The 18,604-nt window shown below is 59.2% G+C and carries 16 protein-coding genes and 1 pseudogene; 10 read left to right on the forward strand and 7 right to left on the reverse strand.

Going from position 1 to position 18,604, the window contains the following annotated elements; all coding sequences use genetic code 11:
- Positions 1-2 precede the first annotated feature (2 nt).
- From YH62_RS24505 to YH62_RS30875, 5 genes are all read right to left on the reverse strand, one after another.
- Positions 3-380: a hypothetical protein gene (locus YH62_RS24505; RefSeq protein WP_046796979.1), complete on the reverse strand. Its 378-nt coding sequence runs from the start codon at positions 378-380 to the stop codon at positions 3-5.
- Between the two features lie 51 nt (positions 381-431).
- Complete coding sequence (locus tag YH62_RS24510) at positions 432-1,964, reverse strand: acyl-CoA carboxylase subunit beta (RefSeq protein WP_046796927.1); 1,533 nt, start codon at positions 1,962-1,964, stop codon at positions 432-434.
- Positions 1,965-2,115: 151 nt separating this feature from the next.
- Positions 2,116-3,240 (reverse strand): RHE_PE00001 family protein, encoded by a 1,125-nt coding sequence (locus YH62_RS24515; RefSeq protein WP_046796928.1) that lies wholly within the window; start codon positions 3,238-3,240, stop codon positions 2,116-2,118.
- A 381-nt stretch (positions 3,241-3,621) separates the two neighbouring features.
- Positions 3,622-4,152: a dihydrofolate reductase family protein gene (locus YH62_RS24520; protein WP_046796929.1), complete on the reverse strand. Its 531-nt coding sequence runs from the start codon at positions 4,150-4,152 to the stop codon at positions 3,622-3,624.
- Between the two features lie 749 nt (positions 4,153-4,901).
- Positions 4,902-5,093 carry a hypothetical protein gene (locus YH62_RS30875; RefSeq protein ID WP_046796930.1) on the reverse strand — a complete coding sequence of 64 codons (192 nt, stop codon included), beginning with the start codon at positions 5,091-5,093 and terminating at the stop codon, positions 4,902-4,904.
- A 538-nt stretch (positions 5,094-5,631) separates the two neighbouring features.
- On the opposite strand from YH62_RS30875, the gene repA reads away from it, so the two are divergent.
- The 4 genes from repA (at position 5,632) to YH62_RS24545 (ending at position 11,770) form a co-directional block, all read left to right on the forward strand.
- The gene (gene repA / locus YH62_RS24530) at positions 5,632-6,795 is read left to right on the forward strand and encodes a plasmid partitioning protein RepA (protein WP_137326556.1); all 1,164 of its coding nucleotides are present in this window, start codon (positions 5,632-5,634) and stop codon (positions 6,793-6,795) included.
- Positions 6,792-7,808 (forward strand): plasmid partitioning protein RepB, encoded by a 1,017-nt coding sequence (gene repB / locus YH62_RS24535; RefSeq protein ID WP_046796932.1) that lies wholly within the window; start codon positions 6,792-6,794, stop codon positions 7,806-7,808. Before repA ends, repB begins: the two co-directional genes overlap by 4 nt.
- A 196-nt stretch (positions 7,809-8,004) precedes the next feature.
- Complete coding sequence (gene repC, locus YH62_RS24540; RefSeq protein WP_046796933.1) at positions 8,005-9,330, forward strand: plasmid replication protein RepC; 1,326 nt, start codon at positions 8,005-8,007, stop codon at positions 9,328-9,330.
- Between the two features lie 535 nt (positions 9,331-9,865).
- Positions 9,866-11,770: an AI-2E family transporter gene (locus YH62_RS24545; protein ID WP_245282179.1), complete on the forward strand. Its 1,905-nt coding sequence runs from the start codon at positions 9,866-9,868 to the stop codon at positions 11,768-11,770.
- Between the two features lie 74 nt (positions 11,771-11,844).
- On the opposite strand, the gene YH62_RS24550 is transcribed toward YH62_RS24545, so the two are convergent.
- Positions 11,845-12,888, reverse strand: a complete 1,044-nt coding sequence (locus YH62_RS24550; protein WP_046796935.1) for an alpha/beta hydrolase — start codon at positions 12,886-12,888, stop codon at positions 11,845-11,847.
- A 355-nt stretch (positions 12,889-13,243) separates the two neighbouring features.
- On the opposite strand from YH62_RS24550, the gene YH62_RS24555 reads away from it, so the two are divergent.
- The 4 genes and pseudogenes from YH62_RS24555 to YH62_RS30315 form a co-directional block, all read left to right on the forward strand.
- Positions 13,244-13,744, forward strand: a complete 501-nt coding sequence (locus YH62_RS24555) for a ferritin-like domain-containing protein (protein ID WP_046796936.1) — start codon at positions 13,244-13,246, stop codon at positions 13,742-13,744.
- A gap of 313 nt (positions 13,745-14,057) precedes the next feature.
- On the forward strand, positions 14,058-14,309 hold the full coding sequence (locus tag YH62_RS24560) for a GlsB/YeaQ/YmgE family stress response membrane protein (RefSeq protein WP_046796937.1): 252 nt from the start codon (positions 14,058-14,060) through the stop codon (positions 14,307-14,309).
- 28 nt (positions 14,310-14,337) lie between these two features.
- A complete protein-coding gene (locus YH62_RS24565; protein ID WP_046796938.1) occupies positions 14,338-14,823 on the forward strand; it encodes a YidB family protein in 486 nt (161 codons plus the stop codon).
- A 145-nt stretch (positions 14,824-14,968) separates the two neighbouring features.
- Positions 14,969-15,097 (forward strand): annotated as a pseudogene (locus YH62_RS30315) (IS3 family transposase); the annotation flags it as partial.
- A gap of 27 nt (positions 15,098-15,124) precedes the next feature.
- Here the strand turns inward: YH62_RS30315 and YH62_RS24570 are convergent.
- Positions 15,125-15,604, reverse strand: coding sequence for a MarR family winged helix-turn-helix transcriptional regulator (locus YH62_RS24570; RefSeq protein WP_046796939.1), 480 nt, complete (start codon positions 15,602-15,604; stop codon positions 15,125-15,127).
- Between the two features lie 52 nt (positions 15,605-15,656).
- Between YH62_RS24570 and YH62_RS24575 the strand changes: the two genes are divergently transcribed.
- Positions 15,657-17,168: an FAD-dependent oxidoreductase gene (locus YH62_RS24575; RefSeq protein WP_046796940.1), complete on the forward strand. Its 1,512-nt coding sequence runs from the start codon at positions 15,657-15,659 to the stop codon at positions 17,166-17,168.
- Complete coding sequence (locus tag YH62_RS24580) at positions 17,168-18,421, forward strand: MFS transporter (protein ID WP_046796941.1); 1,254 nt, start codon at positions 17,168-17,170, stop codon at positions 18,419-18,421. The genes YH62_RS24575 and YH62_RS24580 overlap by 1 nt, the downstream gene beginning before the upstream one ends.
- Positions 18,422-18,604 lie beyond the last annotated feature (183 nt).

Here is an 18,604-nt window from a genome sequence, read left to right on the forward strand (position 1 = left end):
ACTCAAATCTCCATCACGTCTTCGAAGGATTCCGGAAAGCTCTGGCGCGCAACCTTCTCGTTGATCACCAGCAGCGCCTCGTAGGAGGTCGGATCGAAATTGTCCTCAGCCGGCACGACCTCGCGGCCGAACAGGAGGTTGAGTCGGCCGGCATCGAGATTGCCGCGCTCGAAGGGTTCCGGGCCGAAATGATGCCACAGTGCGTGCAGGAAGGCGGCGTCCACCTTGTGCTCGATCGTGCCCGGCCGGGCGCGGCGCTGCAGCGGCTTCAAAGGCGTCGCACCCTTTTCGTTCGCCCGACGGATCGTGAAGTGATGGCCATGGCCCGGCATGCCGGAGGGAAAACCCCGATGTTTGGTCATTTCGGGCGGTCTGGGCATCGGGAACTCCTGCGGTATTTCATGGCTGGCGGCCGCCGTCACAGCGGACCTCTAGAGCGGAATCGTGTCGTGTTTTTTCCAATGCGTCGTCACCTGCTTGTTGCGCAGCGAGGCGAAGGCGCGGGCGATACGGCGTCGGGAAGAATGCGGCATGATGACTTCGTCGATGAAGCCGCGTTCGGCCGCCACGAAGGGGTTGGCGAAACGCTCCTCATATTCCTTCGTCCGCGCTGCGATTTTTTCCGGATCGGAGAGTTCCGAGCGGTAGAGGATCTCGGTCGCGCCCTTGGCGCCCATCACGGCGATCTCGGCCGTCGGCCAGGCGTAATTTATGTCCGCGCCGATATGCTTCGAGGCCATGACGTCATAGGCGCCGCCATAGGCTTTCCGCGTGATCAGGGTCACCATCGGCACGGTCGCCTCCGAATAGGCGAAGAGCAGCTTGGCGCCGTGCTTGATGACGCCGCCATATTCCTGCGCCACGCCCGGCAGGAAGCCCGGCACGTCGACCAGCGTGAGGATGGGGATCGAGAAGGCGTCGCAGAACCGCACGAAACGGGCAGCTTTGCGTGAACTGTCGATATCCAGGCAGCCGGCGAGCACCATCGGCTGGTTGGCGACGACGCCAACCGTCTGGCCCTCGATACGAATGAAGCCGGTGATGATGTTTTTGGCGAAGGCTTCCTGGATCTCGAAAAAATCGCCCTCGTCGGCAATCGCATGGACAAGCTCCTTCATGTCGTAGGGCTTGGCTGCACTGTCGGGGATCAGGCTGTCGAGGCGGTTTTCGAGGCGGGCCGGGTCGTCGTGGAAGGGACGGACTGGCGGCTTCTCGCGGTTGTTCAAGGGCAGGAAATCGAAAAGCCGGCGCACCGCTTCCAGCGTCTCGATGTCGTTTTCGAAGGCCGCATCGGCAACGGAGGATTTTTGCGTGTGGGTGCGGGCGCCGCCGAGTTCCTCGGCCGTGACGATCTCGTTGGTGACGGTCTTCACCACGTCCGGACCTGTGACGAACATGTAGGATGAATCGCGCACCATGAAGATGAAATCGGTCATGGCCGGCGAGTAGACCGCGCCGCCGGCGCAGGGTCCCATGATGACGGAAATCTGGGGGATGACGCCGGAGGCCTCGGCATTGCGGCGGAACACTTCCGCGTAACCGGCAAGCGAGGCCACACCTTCCTGGATGCGCGCCCCCCCGGAATCATTGAGCCCAATCACCGGCGCGCCGACGCGCACCGCCATATCCATGATCTTGCAGATCTTCTGGGCATGGGTCTCGGAAAGCGAACCGCCGAGCACGGTGAAATCCTGGGAAAAGACGTAAGTTTGGCGGCCGTTGATCGTGCCCCAGCCGGTGACGACGCCATCGCCCGCGACCTTCTGGCTCGCCATGCCGAAATCGACCGCACGATGGGTGACATACATGTCGAACTCCTCGAAGGAGCCCTCGTCAAGCAGGACCTCGATGCGCTCGCGCGCCGTCAACTTGCCCTTGGCGTGCTGCGCGGCGATGCGCTTTTCGCCGCCGCCGAGGCTTGCTTCAGCCCGCCGCTTCTCGACCTCACCCAGAACTGCGCGCATTGTTCCTCCTCAACATTCCACGACGTTTCTTAGCGTTTCATCCTGGCGGAGAAAATCGCTGAACGAGCATATTCGCGAAAGTATAAGAACTCAGTTCAAAAATCGCCCAATTGCAAGCCGCGCGGCCTTGAATGGCAAGGATCGCTGCGGATCAAATCACGCCCCAAGCCCGAAACCTCCCCCTCCCCGTCAGTTCCCTGAGGTTCAGCGCGCTGGCGATTTTGAGTGCACCCTGCGGCGTTACGCCAAGCGCTTCGGCGATCATTCCGGCCGATACCATTGGCTTCGAAAGGACGAGATCGACCAGTTGCGGAAGCTTCGACGAGGCACGGCGTCCTGCGAGCCGGCGCTGCATCTGCTGGCGGGCCAGAAGCAACCGATCATGCTCCTTCAACCCGGCCTCCGCGCCGGCGGCGATTCCATCGAGAAAGGCGAGTAACCGGTCGTTGCGATCGCGGCTGGCGCGGCGTTCGCGCGGGATGGCTTTCAGTCCGAGGTTGACGGTTGCCAGATGCACCAGGGTGATGCCGGTCTCGCGAAGCAGGGCTGCGGCAAGCAGCCGGCCAAGCCATGGCGCGTGCTGCAGGACCTGCAACTGGTTCCACGCATCGAGCAGAAGCACGGCGCGCAGCATCGGTGGCAGCCCTTCTATTTCAAAAAGCACGGCGCGCCATTCCTCGATGCGCGAATCCTCGTCCCAGTCCGGTTCGTAGACGAGCGGATCGCGCTCCCGTGGGGGCGATGGCGCCGGCGGGGCTGCGGCCAGGGAAAGCAGGGCCTCGCTTCGGGCAAGCACTGCATCGATCTCCGCAAACTCCCTGGCAAGCGGATCGTCGGCATCGTCCTCATCTTCTTTCTCAGTCCCCTCCCCGTCCGCGATCGGCTGCGAGACCTCTTCGACCGCTGCCAACGACGCACCCGACCCGATATCCATGCGGCCGCGCAGATGCCGCAGACCCTCAATGCTGAGCGCCCAGTTGGGTGGATGAGCCAGAATGCGTCGGCGGGTGCGGAGCACATCATGGGCGATGGTCAGCTCATGCGTCGGTGCGCGGATGCCCATGCCGGCATCATGGAGGACGACATCCTCCAGATGCACGAGTTCTCCATCGATCCACATTGAGGCACAGGCATCAGCGAAGTCGGCGCGGCTGATGCAGCCCTCGCGCAAGTCGGTTCGGCTCAGGCGCTCGTCGAGCCGCGCAAGCGCGGCCGTCGTGGCCGCCACCGGTGAAATCAGGCTGTGCAGGGGCAATTTCGCAAGATCGTAACGCATTGATGTTGTTGTAGCTGATTTGCGTTATGAAAGCGAGTGAGCGGTTTGGTTTCATCACCGCCCATTAATCATGCCGTAGCTTGCATCGAAGAAAATTGGAGTGCCTGCCACTCGTCGCCGGTGCCGAAGCTTCTTGGCGAGCTAAGCGCACCTTTCGCTGTCAGGTGCGAATCTGCATGGCAGGATTATAGACCAAGCACATCGTTTTCGCCATACCCCTACACGGCAGCCCCTCCCCTCTCCCCATTTCAGTTGAGCGGAAACTGGTCCGCGAACCGCCTACACCTCCCATGAGGTTCCGCACGCACGACCAAGGTCGGGCAACTGCTGCCGCTGATCATGAAAGTTATAGGATCAGCAGTTTGCCGGTTCGGCGCGCGGTTAAGCGGGAACGTATGTCAATCTGATCACGCTCTCGCCAAATCGGTCGCTCGCCACGAGGCGCAGCGGCGGTTGCGGGCCGGCGAAGAACGGCTTGCCGCAACCAAGCACGACGGGATGGAGGTACAACCGATATTCATCGACAAGACCAAGGTCCGTCAGGCTTCGTGCCAGCTCAGGTCCGGAAACTTCAATCACGCCATCCAATCGAGCCTTGAGACCGCCTATCACCACCTCGATGTCATCAGCGACCAGAGTGGCATTCGGCCCGACGGACTTCAGCGAGCGCGACACGACCCATTTCGGTTGGCTGCGCCAGGCTGCAGCATAGTCGCGCTCCTCCTCGCCCCACGCCGCATGATCTTCGTCCCAATACCGCATCACCTCGTACATGCGGCGGCCGTACACGCTGCCGGCCAAACCGCGCACGTCGTCGATAAAATGACGGAAGAGCGCGGGCTCGGGCGTAAACGCCGTGTGGTCGACATATCCATCCAGGGATTGGTTCAAAGCGAACACGAGCTTCGCCATGCTGCAGGATCTCCTCCCCACATGCCTCAAAAGGTATGAATCCATGCTACGCCGAAATAAAGCCGGTCACAACCAGGCCGTCCTCTCGCTCGCCAGGCCAACCCCACTCCCGGTCGTCCCAACGAAAGGTTATGGCATAATGCCAACCTGCGGCAAGTGTTCGTGAAGCATGGCCGGCTGCTCCACGCGGGGGCAATACAACGCGCCGAGCAGCAGTGGGAGTTGCCACCTGGCAACTCCCAGCTATGTCACCTGAGACCTTGCTCCGAAGAAGGCCAAGCAAAATGGAATACCCGAGATCGATGACCGGGTTACGGCTCGCAGGCAATCGACCCAGGAGCCACGTCCGTCGTTGGGCCGGCGCTAGGCTCTGCACTCATAAATGGAATCTTCTACATCCTGCGCACCGGCTCGCCCTCGCGGGACCTGCCCGAGCGCTATGGCCCCTATACGATCGCTTATAACGGCTACAACCGATGGGCCAAGGCGGGCGTATGGCTACGTGTGTTCGAGGCTCTGGCATCCGCTTCACCACAGTCGATGCAGTTGATCGACAGCTCCATCATCCGCGCCCACCAGCATGCCGCCGGTGGTAAAAAAGGGGCCCGTATCACGCCATCGGCCGTTCTCGTGGAGGACTGACCAGCAAGATCCACGTCGTCGTCGACGAGAACAGACTCCCGGTCCGTGTCGCGCTGACGTCAGGGCAGGCGTCCGATAAGGCTGCGGCGCCCGGACTGCTCGAAGGGCTACCCGCCTCCACCGTCGTCGCCGACCGCGGCTATGACTGGCAGCATCTGATCGACCTGGTCGGCCAGCGCGGCGGACAGGCTCATATTCCCACCCAACGCGACCGCAAGGTTCAGCGATCGGTCGATCCCGAAATCTACCGGCAGCGCAACCTCGTCGAGCGCTTCTTCTGCAAGCTCAAACACTTCCACAGGGTCGCAACCCGCTATGACAAGCTGGCCAGAAACTTCCTCGCAGCCGCCCGACTATGGATGCGGGTTTATGAGACCACTACCTAGCTCTGTTCAGGCAGCATCGTTCACGCGCCCTTCCGATGAGAAGGCGCTCCGCCGAAGTTGCCAGATGGCAACTCCGGCCTTGTTAACTGAATTGCCTCCTGACGACTCGCGACAGGAAGGAGACGGCGTCCGCATCACATGTCCGGTCGTGCCGATTCTGCCTCCTGGGAGAAAAATGCGGGGGGCAAGCGTCGCGACAATAGCTATTCGTCGCCGTGCATGAGAGGGCAGGGCCGCGGATGACGTTGGCTGTTTCGAACGGGCAGGGCAGTCTAAACGTACTTGAAGATCACCTTCGGCATGGTTAATCTTTCATTAACCCTAATTCCCTTGCTAAGAATCGCGACTCGCGGCATCTTCCCTACGAAATATTCATCCATTACGGAGAATTATCGTAGTTATGGCGAAGGCTCGTAGTCAGTTCTCCCCCACACTTACACCAAAGCGCCCGATGACCGAGGTCATCGCCGCCGACGGCGCCGCACTGTCTCAGGAATTGCAGGCAATGCGCCAGGCGCTCTTTCCGCCGGTATCACAAAAGACCCTGCGGTCCTTCTCCTCTGTAGAATCGGCGAAGCTGATTGGCATCGCCGATGCCTATCTTCGGCAACTCTCGCTGAACGGCAAGGGACCGCAGCCGGCCATCAGCCCCGGAGGAAGGCGCTCCTACACGCTCGACCAGATCAACGAGATCCGCGCCGTCCTGGATGAGAATTCCAAGGGCAAACGCTATGTCCCGCACCGGCGTGGCGACGAGCACTGCCAGGTCATGGCCGTGCTCAACTTCAAGGGTGGCAGCGGCAAGACCACGACCGCCGCGCATCTGGCGCAATATCTCGCCCTTCAAGGTCACCGCGTGCTTGCCGTCGATCTCGATCCGCAGGCTTCGCTCACCGCGCTGCACGGCTACCAGCCCGAATACGATATCGGCTCCAACGAGACCATGTACGCCGCCATACGCTATGACGAGCAGCGCCGTCCGTTGAGCGACGTGGTGCGCAAGACCTATATTCCCGGCCTCGATCTCGTTCCCGGCAATCTCGAACTCATGGAATTTGAGCACGACACGCCCCGCGCGCTTGCCGAGCGTTCGGCCGAACCCTTCTTCGGCCGCGTGGCTTCAGCACTGGGCACCGTCTCAGACAATTACGACGTGATGGTCCTCGATTGCCCGCCGCAGCTCGGTTTCCTGACGCTCGGCGCGCTTTGCGCCTCGACCGGGCTCCTGATCACCGCCCACCCGCAAATGCTGGACGTCATGTCGATGTGCCAGTTCCTGCTGATGACATCCGACCTGCTGAGCGTCGTCCAGGATTCCGGCGGCGACCTCGACTATGATTTCATCCGCTATGTGGTGACGCGCTACGAGCCTTCCGACGGCCCGCAAACGCAGGTGGTTGGCTTCATGCGGTCATTGTTCCGCGAGCGCGTTCTGACGAACCATATGCTGAAATCCACCGCGATTTCGGATGCCGGGCTTTCCAAGCAGACGCTTTACGAGGTCGGGCGCGAGAACTTTTCCAAGAACACCTATGACCGCGCGATGGAATCGCTCGACGCGGTCAATGGCGAAATCGAAAGCCTCATCAGGCAGGCCTGGGGGAGGGCGGCATGAGCCGGAAAGACACTCTGAAAGCAATGCTATCCCGGCGGGAGCAGGAGTTGCCAGATGGCAACTCGAATGATGCAGCACCCCCGACGGAAGCGCCGGAAAAGTCGCTGCAACACATACGCTCCGGCGCGGTCGGAGCCATGAGCCGTTCTCTCGGCCATATCGCCAGCGCGGCCGATCAGGCGAGGGCATTGATCGCCTCGGGTTCGGCGGTGGTGGAAATACCGACCGAAAAGATCGAGGGCTCCTTCGTTTCCGACCGTCTGCCTGACGAAGGCGAAGACTATCAGCGGCTGGTCGAAGCCATCCGCGAATCCGGGCAGAAGAGCCCCATCCTGGTCAGGCCTCACCCTTCAAAGCCGGACAGATATCAGATCGCCTTCGGTCACCGCCGCGTGCGGGTGCTCGCCTCGCTCGCTCGTCCCGTCAAGGCCGTCGTCCAGAATCTGACAGATGAAGAGCTCGTCGTCATCCAGGGCCAGGAAAACGCCGCCCGTTCGGATCTCAGCTATATCGAGCGCGGACTTTTTGCGCTCGCTCTCGAAGAGCGCGGTTTCGACCGGCGCGTCATCATGTCCTCGCTGGGAATCGAGAAAACCCAGCTTTCAAAGCTGATGAGCGTCGCGCATTCGCTGCCGCGCACATTGATCGAAGCGATCGGCCCGGCGCCGAAGGCAGGCCGTCCCAGATGGATGGCGCTCGCCGAGCGTCATGCCGAAGGAAAGAACGAGGCGGCGCTCAAGGAACTCCTGCAAAGCACCCGGTTCAGGGATGCTGATTCCGACAGCCGCTTCAGTCAGGTCATGGCTCTGCTCTCCGTTAGAGGCGCAAAGCCGAAACCCGAGACGATCAAGAGCGAGGCGGGAGCAAAGCTCGCATCCGTCGAGCGGAGCGGAACCAAGGTCAATCTGGTTTTTGATGATCGGGCCGCACCTGCTTTTGCCGATTTCGTCGCCTCGCAGCTCGAGCAACTGCATCGCGATTATCTTCAGAGCCGATCGGTCCTCCGGGACTGAGTCATCGCTGTTAGACGAGTTCAACCCGCAAAGGAGCAACCCGCAAAAGAAAAAGGCCCCCAAGCGACCGAAGTCGTGGAAGCCTTCCTCTGATTTCTAGCAAGATCGAGAATCGCATTTCCACGAATCACAGTCAAGAGTCTTTGGCACCGTTTTGGTGAGCGGATTTCTTTTGCCTATGCGTAGGTGAAGGAAAATGGAGAGTGGAACTGTCACGACGCCCTTTGGGCGGCGGTCGATATCGCTTGCCTTCCTGGCAAGTCAAATGCAAGCCGAGGATATCGAGCCCGATTTCCGGCGCAACAAATGGAAGCTTTTCAGGGCTATCTGCGAGGCGCGGCCCTCTCTCGGCGTGACTGATCGAGCGCTTACCGTTCTCGATGCGCTCTTGAGCTTCTATCCAGAAGAGGAGCTTTCCGCCGAGCGGGGGCTGGTCGTCTTTCCCTCGAATGCGCAGCTTTCGCTTCGTGCACGCGGCATGGCCGCAGCCACGCTCAGGCGCCATCTGGCCATTCTCGTCGATTCCGGACTGATCATCCGCAAGGACAGCCCTAACGGAAAGCGCTACGCACGGCGCGACAGGGCAGGGGAGATCGACGAAGCTTACGGTTTCTCGCTTGCACCGCTTCTTTCCCGCGCCAGCGAGATAGAAAGCCTGGCCGCGCGTTCCGTCGCCGATCGGCAATTGCTGAGAGCTGCCAAGGAACGCCTGACGATATGCCGCCGCGACGTGACCAAGGTGATCACCGGCGCCCTCAACGAAGGCCTTGCCGGCGACTGGCTGAGCCTTTCGGCCGAACTCCACGGCCTCATTGAACAGTTTCCGCGCGTTGCGAAGCTAGACGCCTTGTTGCCAATCCTCACCCGAATGGAGGAACTGCGCGAGAGAACGTTCAAGCTTTTGAACGCACAGCTAAAAACGGAAAAAATGAGCGGCAATGAGTCTCAAATTGAGCGCCACAAACAGGATTCAGAATCCTATTTCCCTTCTGAATCTGAACCCGGCCATATCAGCAACCGAACTACATCCGTCAAGGAACTTACCGCGTCACCTTATGAAGAACCGGAAGTGATCAACCGCCACTCTCCCCATGACCACCCGTCCTCGTCGGAGAGCGCCCCAGCCTTCAAATTCTCCCTCGAGACCGTCCATCGGGCCTGCCCGGAAATACAGGCCTATGGTCCGGGCGGAGAAATCCGCAACTGGCGGGATCTGATCACGGCAGCAGCGGTCGTTCGCTCGACGCTGGCGGTGAGCACCTCGGCTTACGAGGAAGCGAGTTCCGTCATGGGACCGCAGGCAACCGCAATGGTGATGGCCTGCATTCTCGAAAGAGGAGAACGCATTGGTTCGGCCGGGGGATATCTGAGACACCTCACACGCCGCGCAGCCAAGGGAGAATTCGCAGTGGGGCCGATGCTGATGGCATTGCTGCGCACGCAGACTTCACAGAAGAGGTCATCATCAGCATCACCCGGTATCAACCGGCAATCGCTGCCGAAAATGGGTACCATCCGGTAACGAAACAGAACGTCTCACTAGGTTTCGAATGCTTCGTACTCACCAATGACATCAATGGAATATGATTTTCGCACGGCTGCTCAATTTCCGCGTCCCCAAGGCACGCGTTCTATGATGCATCTCAATTGGGGAAGGATAGGCTTTTCAAAACCAAAGGCGGCTGCGGCCGTTTGCGGCTTGCCTCTTCTGTACATGCCTTCGCGCAATGCAGATGCTCTCCTTTCCGGTATAGGCATATCGCCGGCCGATTTAGTCCGGCAAAGCAATCCGTTCTATCTTGCTTTTTCCCTGCTCTTCAAAAAGGCCAAAGTTCGAGACCTTCGGCGTGAGGTCTGATTTCCCGCTACGTGGACACGTCCTGCGCAACCAGGCGAAGCATCATGATTGCCAAGTCCTGTCTTCGCCCTACCTCGATGAGATCAGTTGACGAGCTCCAGTTTGGCGGCTTCGAGCCTGGGGTCAGGAGGCGATTTTGCAAAATGAGCTCGGCGGCCCTCGCCGCCTCTATTCCATTTCGCCGTCGGGACCCTCGCGCATGCCTGCCTTTGCGTCGGTGCTCGCGGTCGTGGCCATCCTCTATTTTGCGAAGGAGGTGCTCCTTCCGCTGGCGATCGCGGTCCTCTTGACGTTCGCCCTGGCACCCATCTCATCCCGTCTTCGCAAACTCGGACTTCCGCGGATCCTGGCGGTAATCACCACCGTCGTGCTTGCCTTCCTTGGCCTCACCCTATTCGCTCTTGTGGTGGCCGGACAGGTCGCCGAGGTGGCACAAAACCTACCCGCCTATCAGGGCAACATCATCGGAAAGATACGTTCTCTCCAGGAGAGCGGAACTGACAACGGCATCGTGCGACGTCTGACCTCGGTCATCGAAAGCGTCGGGCGCGAAATCAACAATGCCGGGCAGAACCAGGCTACTCCAGGTTCAGCTTCCCCCTCGAGAGAACCGATGCTCGTCGAGATATTCGCGCCCAGCCGGCCGATCGAAACGCTCACAAGTCTTATCAGCCCGCTGCTTGGACCGATTGCCTCGTTAGGTCTCATCATCGTCGTCGTCATCTTCATGCTTCTGGAGCGAGAGGAACTCCGTGATCGCTTTATCCGGCTTGTTGGCTATGGAGACCTGCATCGCACGACGGAGGCGCTCCAGGAGGCCGGCAGCCGCGTTGCGCTCTATCTTCTGATGCAGTTGGTCGTGAACTGCGCCTATGGAATCCCGCTGGCGCTCGGCCTGTGGGCGGTCGGCATCCCCAACGCCGTGCTGTGGGGGATGCTGGCCATCGTGCTTCGGTTCGTTCCTTACATCGGCCCTGTCATAGCGACGGTGCTCCCGCTCTTCTTGGCCTTCGCCGTCGATCCGGGCTGGAGCCTCGTTCTTTGGGTCGCGGCGATATTCCTGGTGCTGGAATTGACCAGCAACAACATCGTCGAACCATGGCTCTATGGTTCCCGCACCGGGCTTTCTCCGCTGGCCATCATCGTCGCGGCGATCTTTTGGGCATGGCTGTGGGGGCCGGTAGGCCTCATCCTGTCGACGCCGCTGACCGTTTGCCTGGCCGTCCTCGGTCGTTACGTGCCCCAGTTCGAGTTCCTCGAGGTCCTGTTTGGCAGCGAGCCGGTGCTTGATCCCAAGGAACGCCTTTACCAGAGGCTGTTGGCAGGTGATCCCGACGAGGCTACTGACCAGGCTGAGGAGATGCTCGAAGAAGATTACCTCGAAGACTACTACGGCAAGGTCGCCATTCCCGCTCTTCTGCTCGCGGAGCGGGACCGTCGTCGAGGCGTCCTGACAGCAGGGCAGATGGAGCAGGTATACGAAACGGCGACAACGCTGGTCTCGAACCTTGAAGACATCGCGCAGGAGGAAGAGCAGGAGGCGGAAGAGGAGGAGAAAAGCAAGGCGACGGGCGAGATCCCCAAGGCTCCTTCTGAGGAGCAAAATAGCAGTGAAGAAGAGGAGCTGCCGGACGGGACTGGGAAGACCGTCATCTGCATTGGCGGCAGAGGCCCTCTTGATGACGCCTCGGCGGCGATGCTGGCTCAGGTGCTTCAGGTGCAAGGAGCCGAAGTCGTGACGGCAAGGCACTCCGATATCACCAACCGCCGAAGCCGCGATCTCATTCCAAAAGAAGCCAACGCCGTTGTTGTTTGTTTCCTGAACGAGGACTCTGCCAAGCATGCGGGCATTCTTATGCGCCGCTTCAAGCGCATCTACCCCACCTCACGTGTGGGGGCGGTGCTGTGGTCCGATAGCGAGGACGCGCGACCATTGTCGGCGCAAAAGGACGCTGACTTTACAGCCTCCAGGTTGACCGATGCTGCCCGTGAGGCGCTCTCAGAGGCTCCATTGATCCCCGTGACAACTCCTCGAAAGCTCCAGATCCGGACTCGCCGGTCTGCAACACGGCCGCCAATTGCGTCCGCCGACGCAGAGACATAGGTGTAGATGCATCCGGAAAGGTGCTTGGCCATTCACTCAGGAGAGAAGGCCCGCTTGCGCGGGCCCTTGCTTCCTTACAATGTCTTCAAGCCATCAAGCAGCGCCTGATGGAACCTTTCCGGATCCTGGATTTGCGGTGAGTGGCCAAGATCATCGAACTCGACGAGCTTGGCGTCTGGGATCGCTTCGGCTGCCTGCTTGCCGAGTTGCGTGTAGTCGCCAAGCTTGGATGCGAGCTCTTGCGACGCGCGGTTGGCTCCTGGTGCGGTCTTGTCGGTCATGCCAATCAAAAGCAGCGTCGGCACCTTTATTTGTGGAAACTCATAAACCACAGGCTGGGTAAACACCATGTCGGAGGTCAAGGCCTGGTTCCATGCGACTTGTTCTTCGCCATCGCCTTCATACATGCCCGCACTCATCGCCACCCATCTGTCGTATTCCGGTTCCCAATTGCCCGAATAGTAGATCTTCTGCTGGTAAGCCTTGATGCTGGCGAAGGTCGTCTTCTTCTCGCCCTCAAATGCTGCATCAATCGTCTGATAGGGCACGCCCTTAGCCTTCCAATCCTCCAGGCCAAGCGGATTGACCATTATAAGCTGTTCGGTCGCATCCGGGTACATTAAGGCAAAGCGAGACGCGAGCATGCCGCCCATGGAGTGGCCGACGATCGTCGCCTTCTTGATACCGCGCTGATCGAGGAGCGCCTTGGTATTTTCCGCCAGCTGATGAAAACTGAACTGATATACCTGCGGCTTGCTCGACTTGCAAAAACCAACCTGATCCGGGGCGATCACACGATAACCGGCTCGCGTCAGGCGATTTATGGTATCTTCCCAGGTGGCCCCGCAGAAATTCTTCCCGTGCAGCAGCACGACAGTCCGACCATTCGGATTTTCCGCTGCGATGTCCATGAACGACATTTCGAGTGGCTGGCCCTGACTGGTCACATGAAAGATCTCGGTCCTGAATGGATAATCAAAGCCCTCGAGGCGGGAGCCGTAGGTTGGGTGCTCTACCTGCGACTTACCGGTGTCTTCTTGTGCAGTCGCCGGAAAGACAACGCCGCTCATAAAGAACGGCACCGCTACGGCTAGGGAAAATAGCTGTCGTGAGGGCATGAAAACTCCTTTTTGCGGTCACCCGACGCAGACTGTGCGCCGGATCGCGCGTTCAGGTAGGAGAGATCCAGCACTAAGATAAGGGAGGATAACGGCCCCGTGAAAAGGATTGCTCTGTAAAAGATCGTAGTCCGGCTTCGCTGATTTCCCCGGAATGTAGGTCCCGAATTTGGCTAGAGTCGATTTCCAAGACCAGTTCTCGGCGCCGTGTTGCACAAGAGAGAAAGAGAGACGCTCTCAAGACCATTCCGGAGGCACTCGGTGGTGACGGTCATCACTCGCTGGCCATTAGCGCTGGAACTTTTCAGCCAAATTTAAGTTGAACTGCGCTACTTACAATCAGGAGGACCCAACTGTGGCAGCGACCAAAACTCTCGATGACCTGTTCGTTGATACTCTCAAGGACATCTACTTTGCGGAAAAGCAGATCTTGAAGGCGCTCCCAAAGATGGCACGAGCGGCGCAGTCCGAGGAAGGCAAAGCCGGCTTCCTGCAGCATCGTGATGAAACGCAAGGTCAGATCGAGCGTCTCGAACAGGTGTTCGAGCTTGTCGGGAAGGCCGCACGCGGGAAAACTTGCGAAGCGATCCAGGGCCTCATTGCCGAGGGCGAAGAAATCATGGAAGAATTCAAAGGCTCTCCAGCTCTCGATGCGGGGCTGATCTCATCGGCCCAGGCCGTCGAGCACTATGAGATTGCGCGGTACGGCACCTTGATTGAATGGGCAAAGCAGCTTGGCCTAAAAGAGGCTGTGCCGCTGCTGCAGGCGAACCTTGCCGAAGAGGAAGCGACCGACAAGAAGTTGACGCAACTTGCGAAAGCTTCCGCAAACGTCAAAGGCACAAAAGCGGCCTAACGATGCTGCAGCGATCAGGAAAATCGTGTGATCGGCGATGCGCGGCAGAATCGATATTCCAACAGCATGGTGGGATACGTCCCCGGGGGCAGATAATGGACCCGTGGTTTCACCGACGGAATAGTGGCCGCGGTGGCTCTTAAAGACTGGCGGGCCGGCAAGAGACATAAGGTTGCTTCTTGTCCGTGCCGCGCTAGGTATGATTTTTCCAATGCCTCCTTTGGTTATTTCCAAAGGAGGGAGCCTCGGGACGCGCCAATGCAATTTAGCTGACCTGCATTCACGCTGCCCAATCAGACGAGGAACTTCTGCAATGGGGATAATCTGGACCATCATCATTGGCTTTGCCGCCGGTATCGTGGCTAAGCTCATCGTGCCTGGTGAAAACGAGCCGAAGGGTTTTGTCCTGACGACAATCCTTGGCATTGTTGGGGCTTTCGTGGCCTCCTATCTGGGGCAGGCATTGGGGTGGTATAACGCCAACCAGGGCGCCGGGTTCATCGGCGCCATCGTCGGCGCCGTGATCGTTTTGCTCGTATGGGGTGCCGTCGCCCGGCGCGCTTGAGAGTTCAACAAGCAGAAAGGAACCGACAATGGCTTCATCTCGCAACACCATGCCCTCGCTTGCGGCGCTATTGGGTCTATTGGCAGTCGCCGGTTATCAGAATCGCGATAAGCTGGGCCAGATCTTTCAGGGCTCGAAAGCCGGTGCCCAGAACGGTGGCGGCATATTCGGCGAAATCGGCAAAATGTTCGGCGGCTCCGAAGAAGGTTCGCTCAGCAAAGGCCTGGGGGAACTTGTGGATGCATTCAAAAGCGGCGGAAACCATGAGGAGGCAGACTCCTGGGTCAGCGCCCAAAAGCCGTCTAAAGGCATTTCCCCAGAGCAGGTCGAATCGTCAATCGGCAGAGATACCCTACAGGAATTGGCCGCAAAGACCGGCCTGGACTACCATGAGCTGCTGGAGCGTCTTTCGACCTCTATTCCGGACGCCGTCGACAAGATGACCCCCAACGGTCAGTTGCCGCAGACCGACGAGGAAGTCTTTGGGCGACCTGCTGGCCCCGCCTCCGCATAGCGGCGCCGCATATGAAATAATACCCGGAAGCTCCGGACATGCTCCCTGCTTTGCTAGGTGTGAGGAGTAATGTTGGCAAAATGGCTCTAGTAGCAGTTTTAAGATAGGCGCCCTGTCCGGCCCGAGCGCGGCCGTCGTTCCATGGGCGCTGATCGTGACGGCCGCTGAGGAAGCTGTCCCCCCTTCGGAATGCCGGGTGCTTCAGAGCTAGGCGATGGATTTGCAGCGCCTGCTGGGCAAGAAGACAGTGGAGAGTGAAATCCTTAAGGAGGCCGCCAATTGATTGGATGATCTCGACATCCTAGGTGGCTTCCGGCTCTTCGTTTACAGCATCGGCAAACTTGCGCATGAGGCGTACAAGTTCGTCGACGTCGTGCTGGTTCCAAGATTTGAAGACCGAGCGAGCAAGCTTCTCTCGCGCTGCATCGATCTTGTCCGTCATCGCCTTGCCCTTCATCGTGACGACAACCTCATTGACCCGCTTGTCGGTGGCGCTCTGCCTGCGCTCGACTAAATCGAGACTTTCCAGTTTCGTCACCTGCCGGCTGACCGTGCTGTAATCGCGGCCAGTTCCGTCGGCAAGTTCCACTATACCAATTGGGCCCCGTCGCTCGATTCCCACCAGCAGTGGAAATAGCGCCCGGTCAAGCGCGATTCCGGCCTCCCTTACCATCTGCTCATCGCGCTGGGGACGGTTCATCAGAGTAACGATATCGATCAACGCATCATGGAGTTGGCGTATCTGATGGCGCTCGATATGTGTATTTTTCACATTCTTCATTGACGGTTTCCGGTTTGTACATTATGTGCATATTACACATAAGGAGATCGACATGACAAATGATTTTGCGGCAGATGTGCTCATCTGCGGCGCGGGAGCGGCTGGCCTGACGCTAGGGATCGAGCTTGCACGGCGAGGGATATCTTTCCGGCTGATCGAGAAGATGATCCAACCCTTTCCTGGTTCGCGTGGGAAGGGGATACAGCCTAGGACGCAGGAAATTTTCGAGGACATTGGAATCCTGGACAAGGTGGTTGCCGCCGGGGGCATCTATCCGCCTTTGCACGAGTATCAGGACGATGGCACCTATGTGGAAAAGAACCCGATTGAGAATGTGGACCCGGCACCCGCTGAGCCCTACCACATTCCGCTGATGATCCCGCAGTTTCTCACGGAAAGGATCATGCGAGAACGGTTGAGGGAGTTCGGACGTCAGGTCGAGTTCGGTTTTCAGCTGTGCAGTTTTGAACAAAACCAGGATGGGGTCGTTGCGCGGATCGCTGGACCGGACGGCGAGAAGGCAATTCGTACTCGCTATCTTATCGGAGCGGACGGAGGCCGAAGCTTCGTGCGTGGCGCGCTGGACATCAATTTTCCGGGCAAGACGTTAGGCGCGCGTGCGGTGGTGGCAGATGTTGCGCTGACGGGACTTAGTCGCGACGCCTGGCATCAGTTCAATCAAGGGGACATGGAAAGAATGGTTCATGTTTGCCCGCTTGCCGGAACCGATCTTTTCCAGATTCAGGCACCCATTCCGCTGGAGGGAGAATTCGACCTCTCGGCGGACGGGCTCGGAAGGATGATCAGCGAGCGGACAGGCCGCGACGACGTTCAGGTGCATTCGGTGACGTGGGTATCTGCCTATATGATGAACGCCCGGCTTGCAGACCGGTACCGGGTTGGCCGGGTGTTCCTTGTTGGCGATGCCGCGCATATCCATCCGCCGACGGGTGGCCAGGGACTGAATACCAGCGTTCAGGATGCTTATAATCTAGGGTGGAAGCTGGCCGCGGTGCTCGATGGCGCGCCGGATCGCCTGCTCGACAGCTACGAAGATGAGCGGCGCCCCGTCGCAGAAGCGGTACTTGGTCTATCCAGCCGTCTGCTCGATGCGCAGAAGCGAGGTGAGATGCGGCGTGGCCGCGAGGTGCACCAGCTCGATATTGGCTATACAGGATCCCTTCTCTCGGGCGAGATCAGTGCACGCAGCGGGAGCCTCCGTGCGGGAGACCGCGCGCCGGACGCCCCGTTCAAGGGTGCGGCGGGCCAGCCGGCGCGGCTGTTTCAGCTTTTTCAGGGGCCTCATTGGACACTGCTCGTGCACGGACCACGACCTGAGGGCCTCACGCCACGTCCGGGGCTTCGCATTCACAGCGTCGGTCCTCGAGGCGACATCGTCGACCAGTGGGGACACATACGCGGCGCCTATGAGATGGAACCAGGGGAATGCGTACTGATCCGTCCGGACGGCTATGTCGGCGCAACCTTTTGTGCCAACCATGCTGCGAAGCTGGAGATCTATCTGGATCGCGTCGGTCTGAGCAGTATCGAGGAAGCAGTCTGATGAGCGTCGAAAGGAGCTCTGGGAGCAACTTCACGACGCGGGATAGGCTGGACTTGCGGTTGATGTTGCCGTTGTCTGCTATTGTGGCACTCTATGCTGCTGGGGTGGGGGCAGTTCTGCCAGTCCTGCCATTCTATCTACGTGAGATGGGAGCGAGCCCCTTCGTCTTCGGGCTTGTCCTTTCCACCGAAGCGCTCAGCCAGTCCGCGGCATCGCCTTTGCTGGGCCAGCTCTCCGACCGATTTGGTCGCAAGCGGGTCCTAATGGCGAGCCAGGCGGTGGCGATGGTCAGCCTTTTGCTGCTTGCTCTTGCGCAAAGCATCTTCATTGTCGTTCTGGCTCGCTTCCTGTTCGGTCTGACAGCTGGAAACTTCTCGGCAGCGGCCGCTTACGCAGCAGACAATAGTACGGTGGCGACACGACGACAGGCGATCGGCGTCGTAAGCGCCAGTCTCGGTCTCGGGGCAATTGTCGGTGCAGGCATCTCGAGCGTTTTGTCTGAAACCTCGTTGACCGCCCCGATTTATATGGCTTTGGCTCTGGCTGCTTCCGGCCTCCTCGTGACAATCGTTTGCCTGAAAGAACGCAAGGCCATAGGGCGGAATCCCGCAAAGGTCGGTAGAGAGAAAATCTCGTTGCGCGCTGTCACAAGCTCACCTGTGATGCGTGTCCTTTTCGTTATTATGCTGTGCCACTTCTTCGCTTACGGAATGTATGTCTCGCAGCTTCCGAATTTTCTTGCCGATAGGTTCGTTTGGGATGGGCACCCTCTTGGTCCACGGGAGTTCAGCTATCTCATAGCCGCTGACGGTGCGATTAACATTCTCGTCCAGCTTTTTCTCCTCGGGTGGCTCGGTCGGTCTGTATCCGAGCGCCAATTGATCATCCTGATTTTTGGTCTCATCGCTACCGGCGTCGTGACCGCTGGGCTGGCGAACACGATTTTCCTTCTGGCCTTTGCCGTGATGTGCGTCAGCATAGGCGATGCTCTTGCAAAGCCTACCTACCTCGGGGCTCTGTCTGTCCACGTCCCTTCTGAACGGCAAGGAGTTGTCATGGGTACGGGGCAAGCGCTGGTAGCAGTAACAGATATCGTCTCGCCGGCATTCGCTGGTTTGATTCTTGGTTGGGGCTTCTATGGGGCGTGGATCGGAACTGTGGTGGCAATCGCCATAATCGGAGCTGTGATCGCCGCCACCCGCCTTCCCCGCCAGATGGAGCGAGAAAGAGTTCTCTCTGGACCGCCTCTATAACCAAGCTCGGGGTGGGAGGGCGACATTCATGAGGCGTCAATGGTTGTTCGCTCGTCCTTCGACAGGTGACGCAAAGACCGGTCAGGAACCGCTCGCTTATCAGCTTCTTCTCGAAACCCACGGTGTCGTCGCCCGGATAGCCGATCGGATGGCTTAGCGCGCGGGATCACATATATGTATGAT

The organism is Rhizobium sp. LC145 (assembly GCF_001005825.1).
Taxonomy (GTDB): domain Bacteria; phylum Pseudomonadota; class Alphaproteobacteria; order Rhizobiales; family Rhizobiaceae; genus Neorhizobium.

What these genes read in the sequence shown, in the direction of transcription:
- YH62_RS24505 (WP_046796979.1), bottom strand. Translation starts at nt 380, where the DNA reads ATGCCCAGACCGCCCGAAATGACCAAACATCGGGGTTTTCCCTCCGGC.
- YH62_RS24510 (WP_046796927.1), bottom strand. Translation starts at nt 1,964, where the DNA reads ATGCGCGCAGTTCTGGGTGAGGTCGAGAAGCGGCGGGCTGAAGCAAGC.
- YH62_RS24515 (WP_046796928.1), bottom strand. Translation starts at nt 3,240, where the DNA reads ATGCGTTACGATCTTGCGAAATTGCCCCTGCACAGCCTGATTTCACCG.
- YH62_RS24520 (WP_046796929.1), bottom strand. Translation starts at nt 4,152, where the DNA reads ATGGCGAAGCTCGTGTTCGCTTTGAACCAATCCCTGGATGGATATGTC.
- repA (WP_137326556.1), top strand. Translation starts at nt 5,632, where the DNA reads ATGACCGAGGTCATCGCCGCCGACGGCGCCGCACTGTCTCAGGAATTG.
- repB (WP_046796932.1), top strand. Translation starts at nt 6,792, where the DNA reads ATGAGCCGGAAAGACACTCTGAAAGCAATGCTATCCCGGCGGGAGCAG.
- repC (WP_046796933.1), top strand. Translation starts at nt 8,005, where the DNA reads ATGGAGAGTGGAACTGTCACGACGCCCTTTGGGCGGCGGTCGATATCG.
- YH62_RS24545 (WP_245282179.1), top strand. Translation starts at nt 9,866, where the DNA reads ATGCCTGCCTTTGCGTCGGTGCTCGCGGTCGTGGCCATCCTCTATTTT.
- YH62_RS24550 (WP_046796935.1), bottom strand. Translation starts at nt 12,888, where the DNA reads ATGCCCTCACGACAGCTATTTTCCCTAGCCGTAGCGGTGCCGTTCTTT.
- YH62_RS24560 (WP_046796937.1), top strand. Translation starts at nt 14,058, where the DNA reads ATGGGGATAATCTGGACCATCATCATTGGCTTTGCCGCCGGTATCGTG.
- YH62_RS24565 (WP_046796938.1), top strand. Translation starts at nt 14,338, where the DNA reads ATGGCTTCATCTCGCAACACCATGCCCTCGCTTGCGGCGCTATTGGGT.
- YH62_RS24570 (WP_046796939.1), bottom strand. Translation starts at nt 15,604, where the DNA reads ATGAAGAATGTGAAAAATACACATATCGAGCGCCATCAGATACGCCAA.
- YH62_RS24575 (WP_046796940.1), top strand. Translation starts at nt 15,657, where the DNA reads ATGACAAATGATTTTGCGGCAGATGTGCTCATCTGCGGCGCGGGAGCG.
- YH62_RS24580 (WP_046796941.1), top strand. Translation starts at nt 17,168, where the DNA reads ATGAGCGTCGAAAGGAGCTCTGGGAGCAACTTCACGACGCGGGATAGG.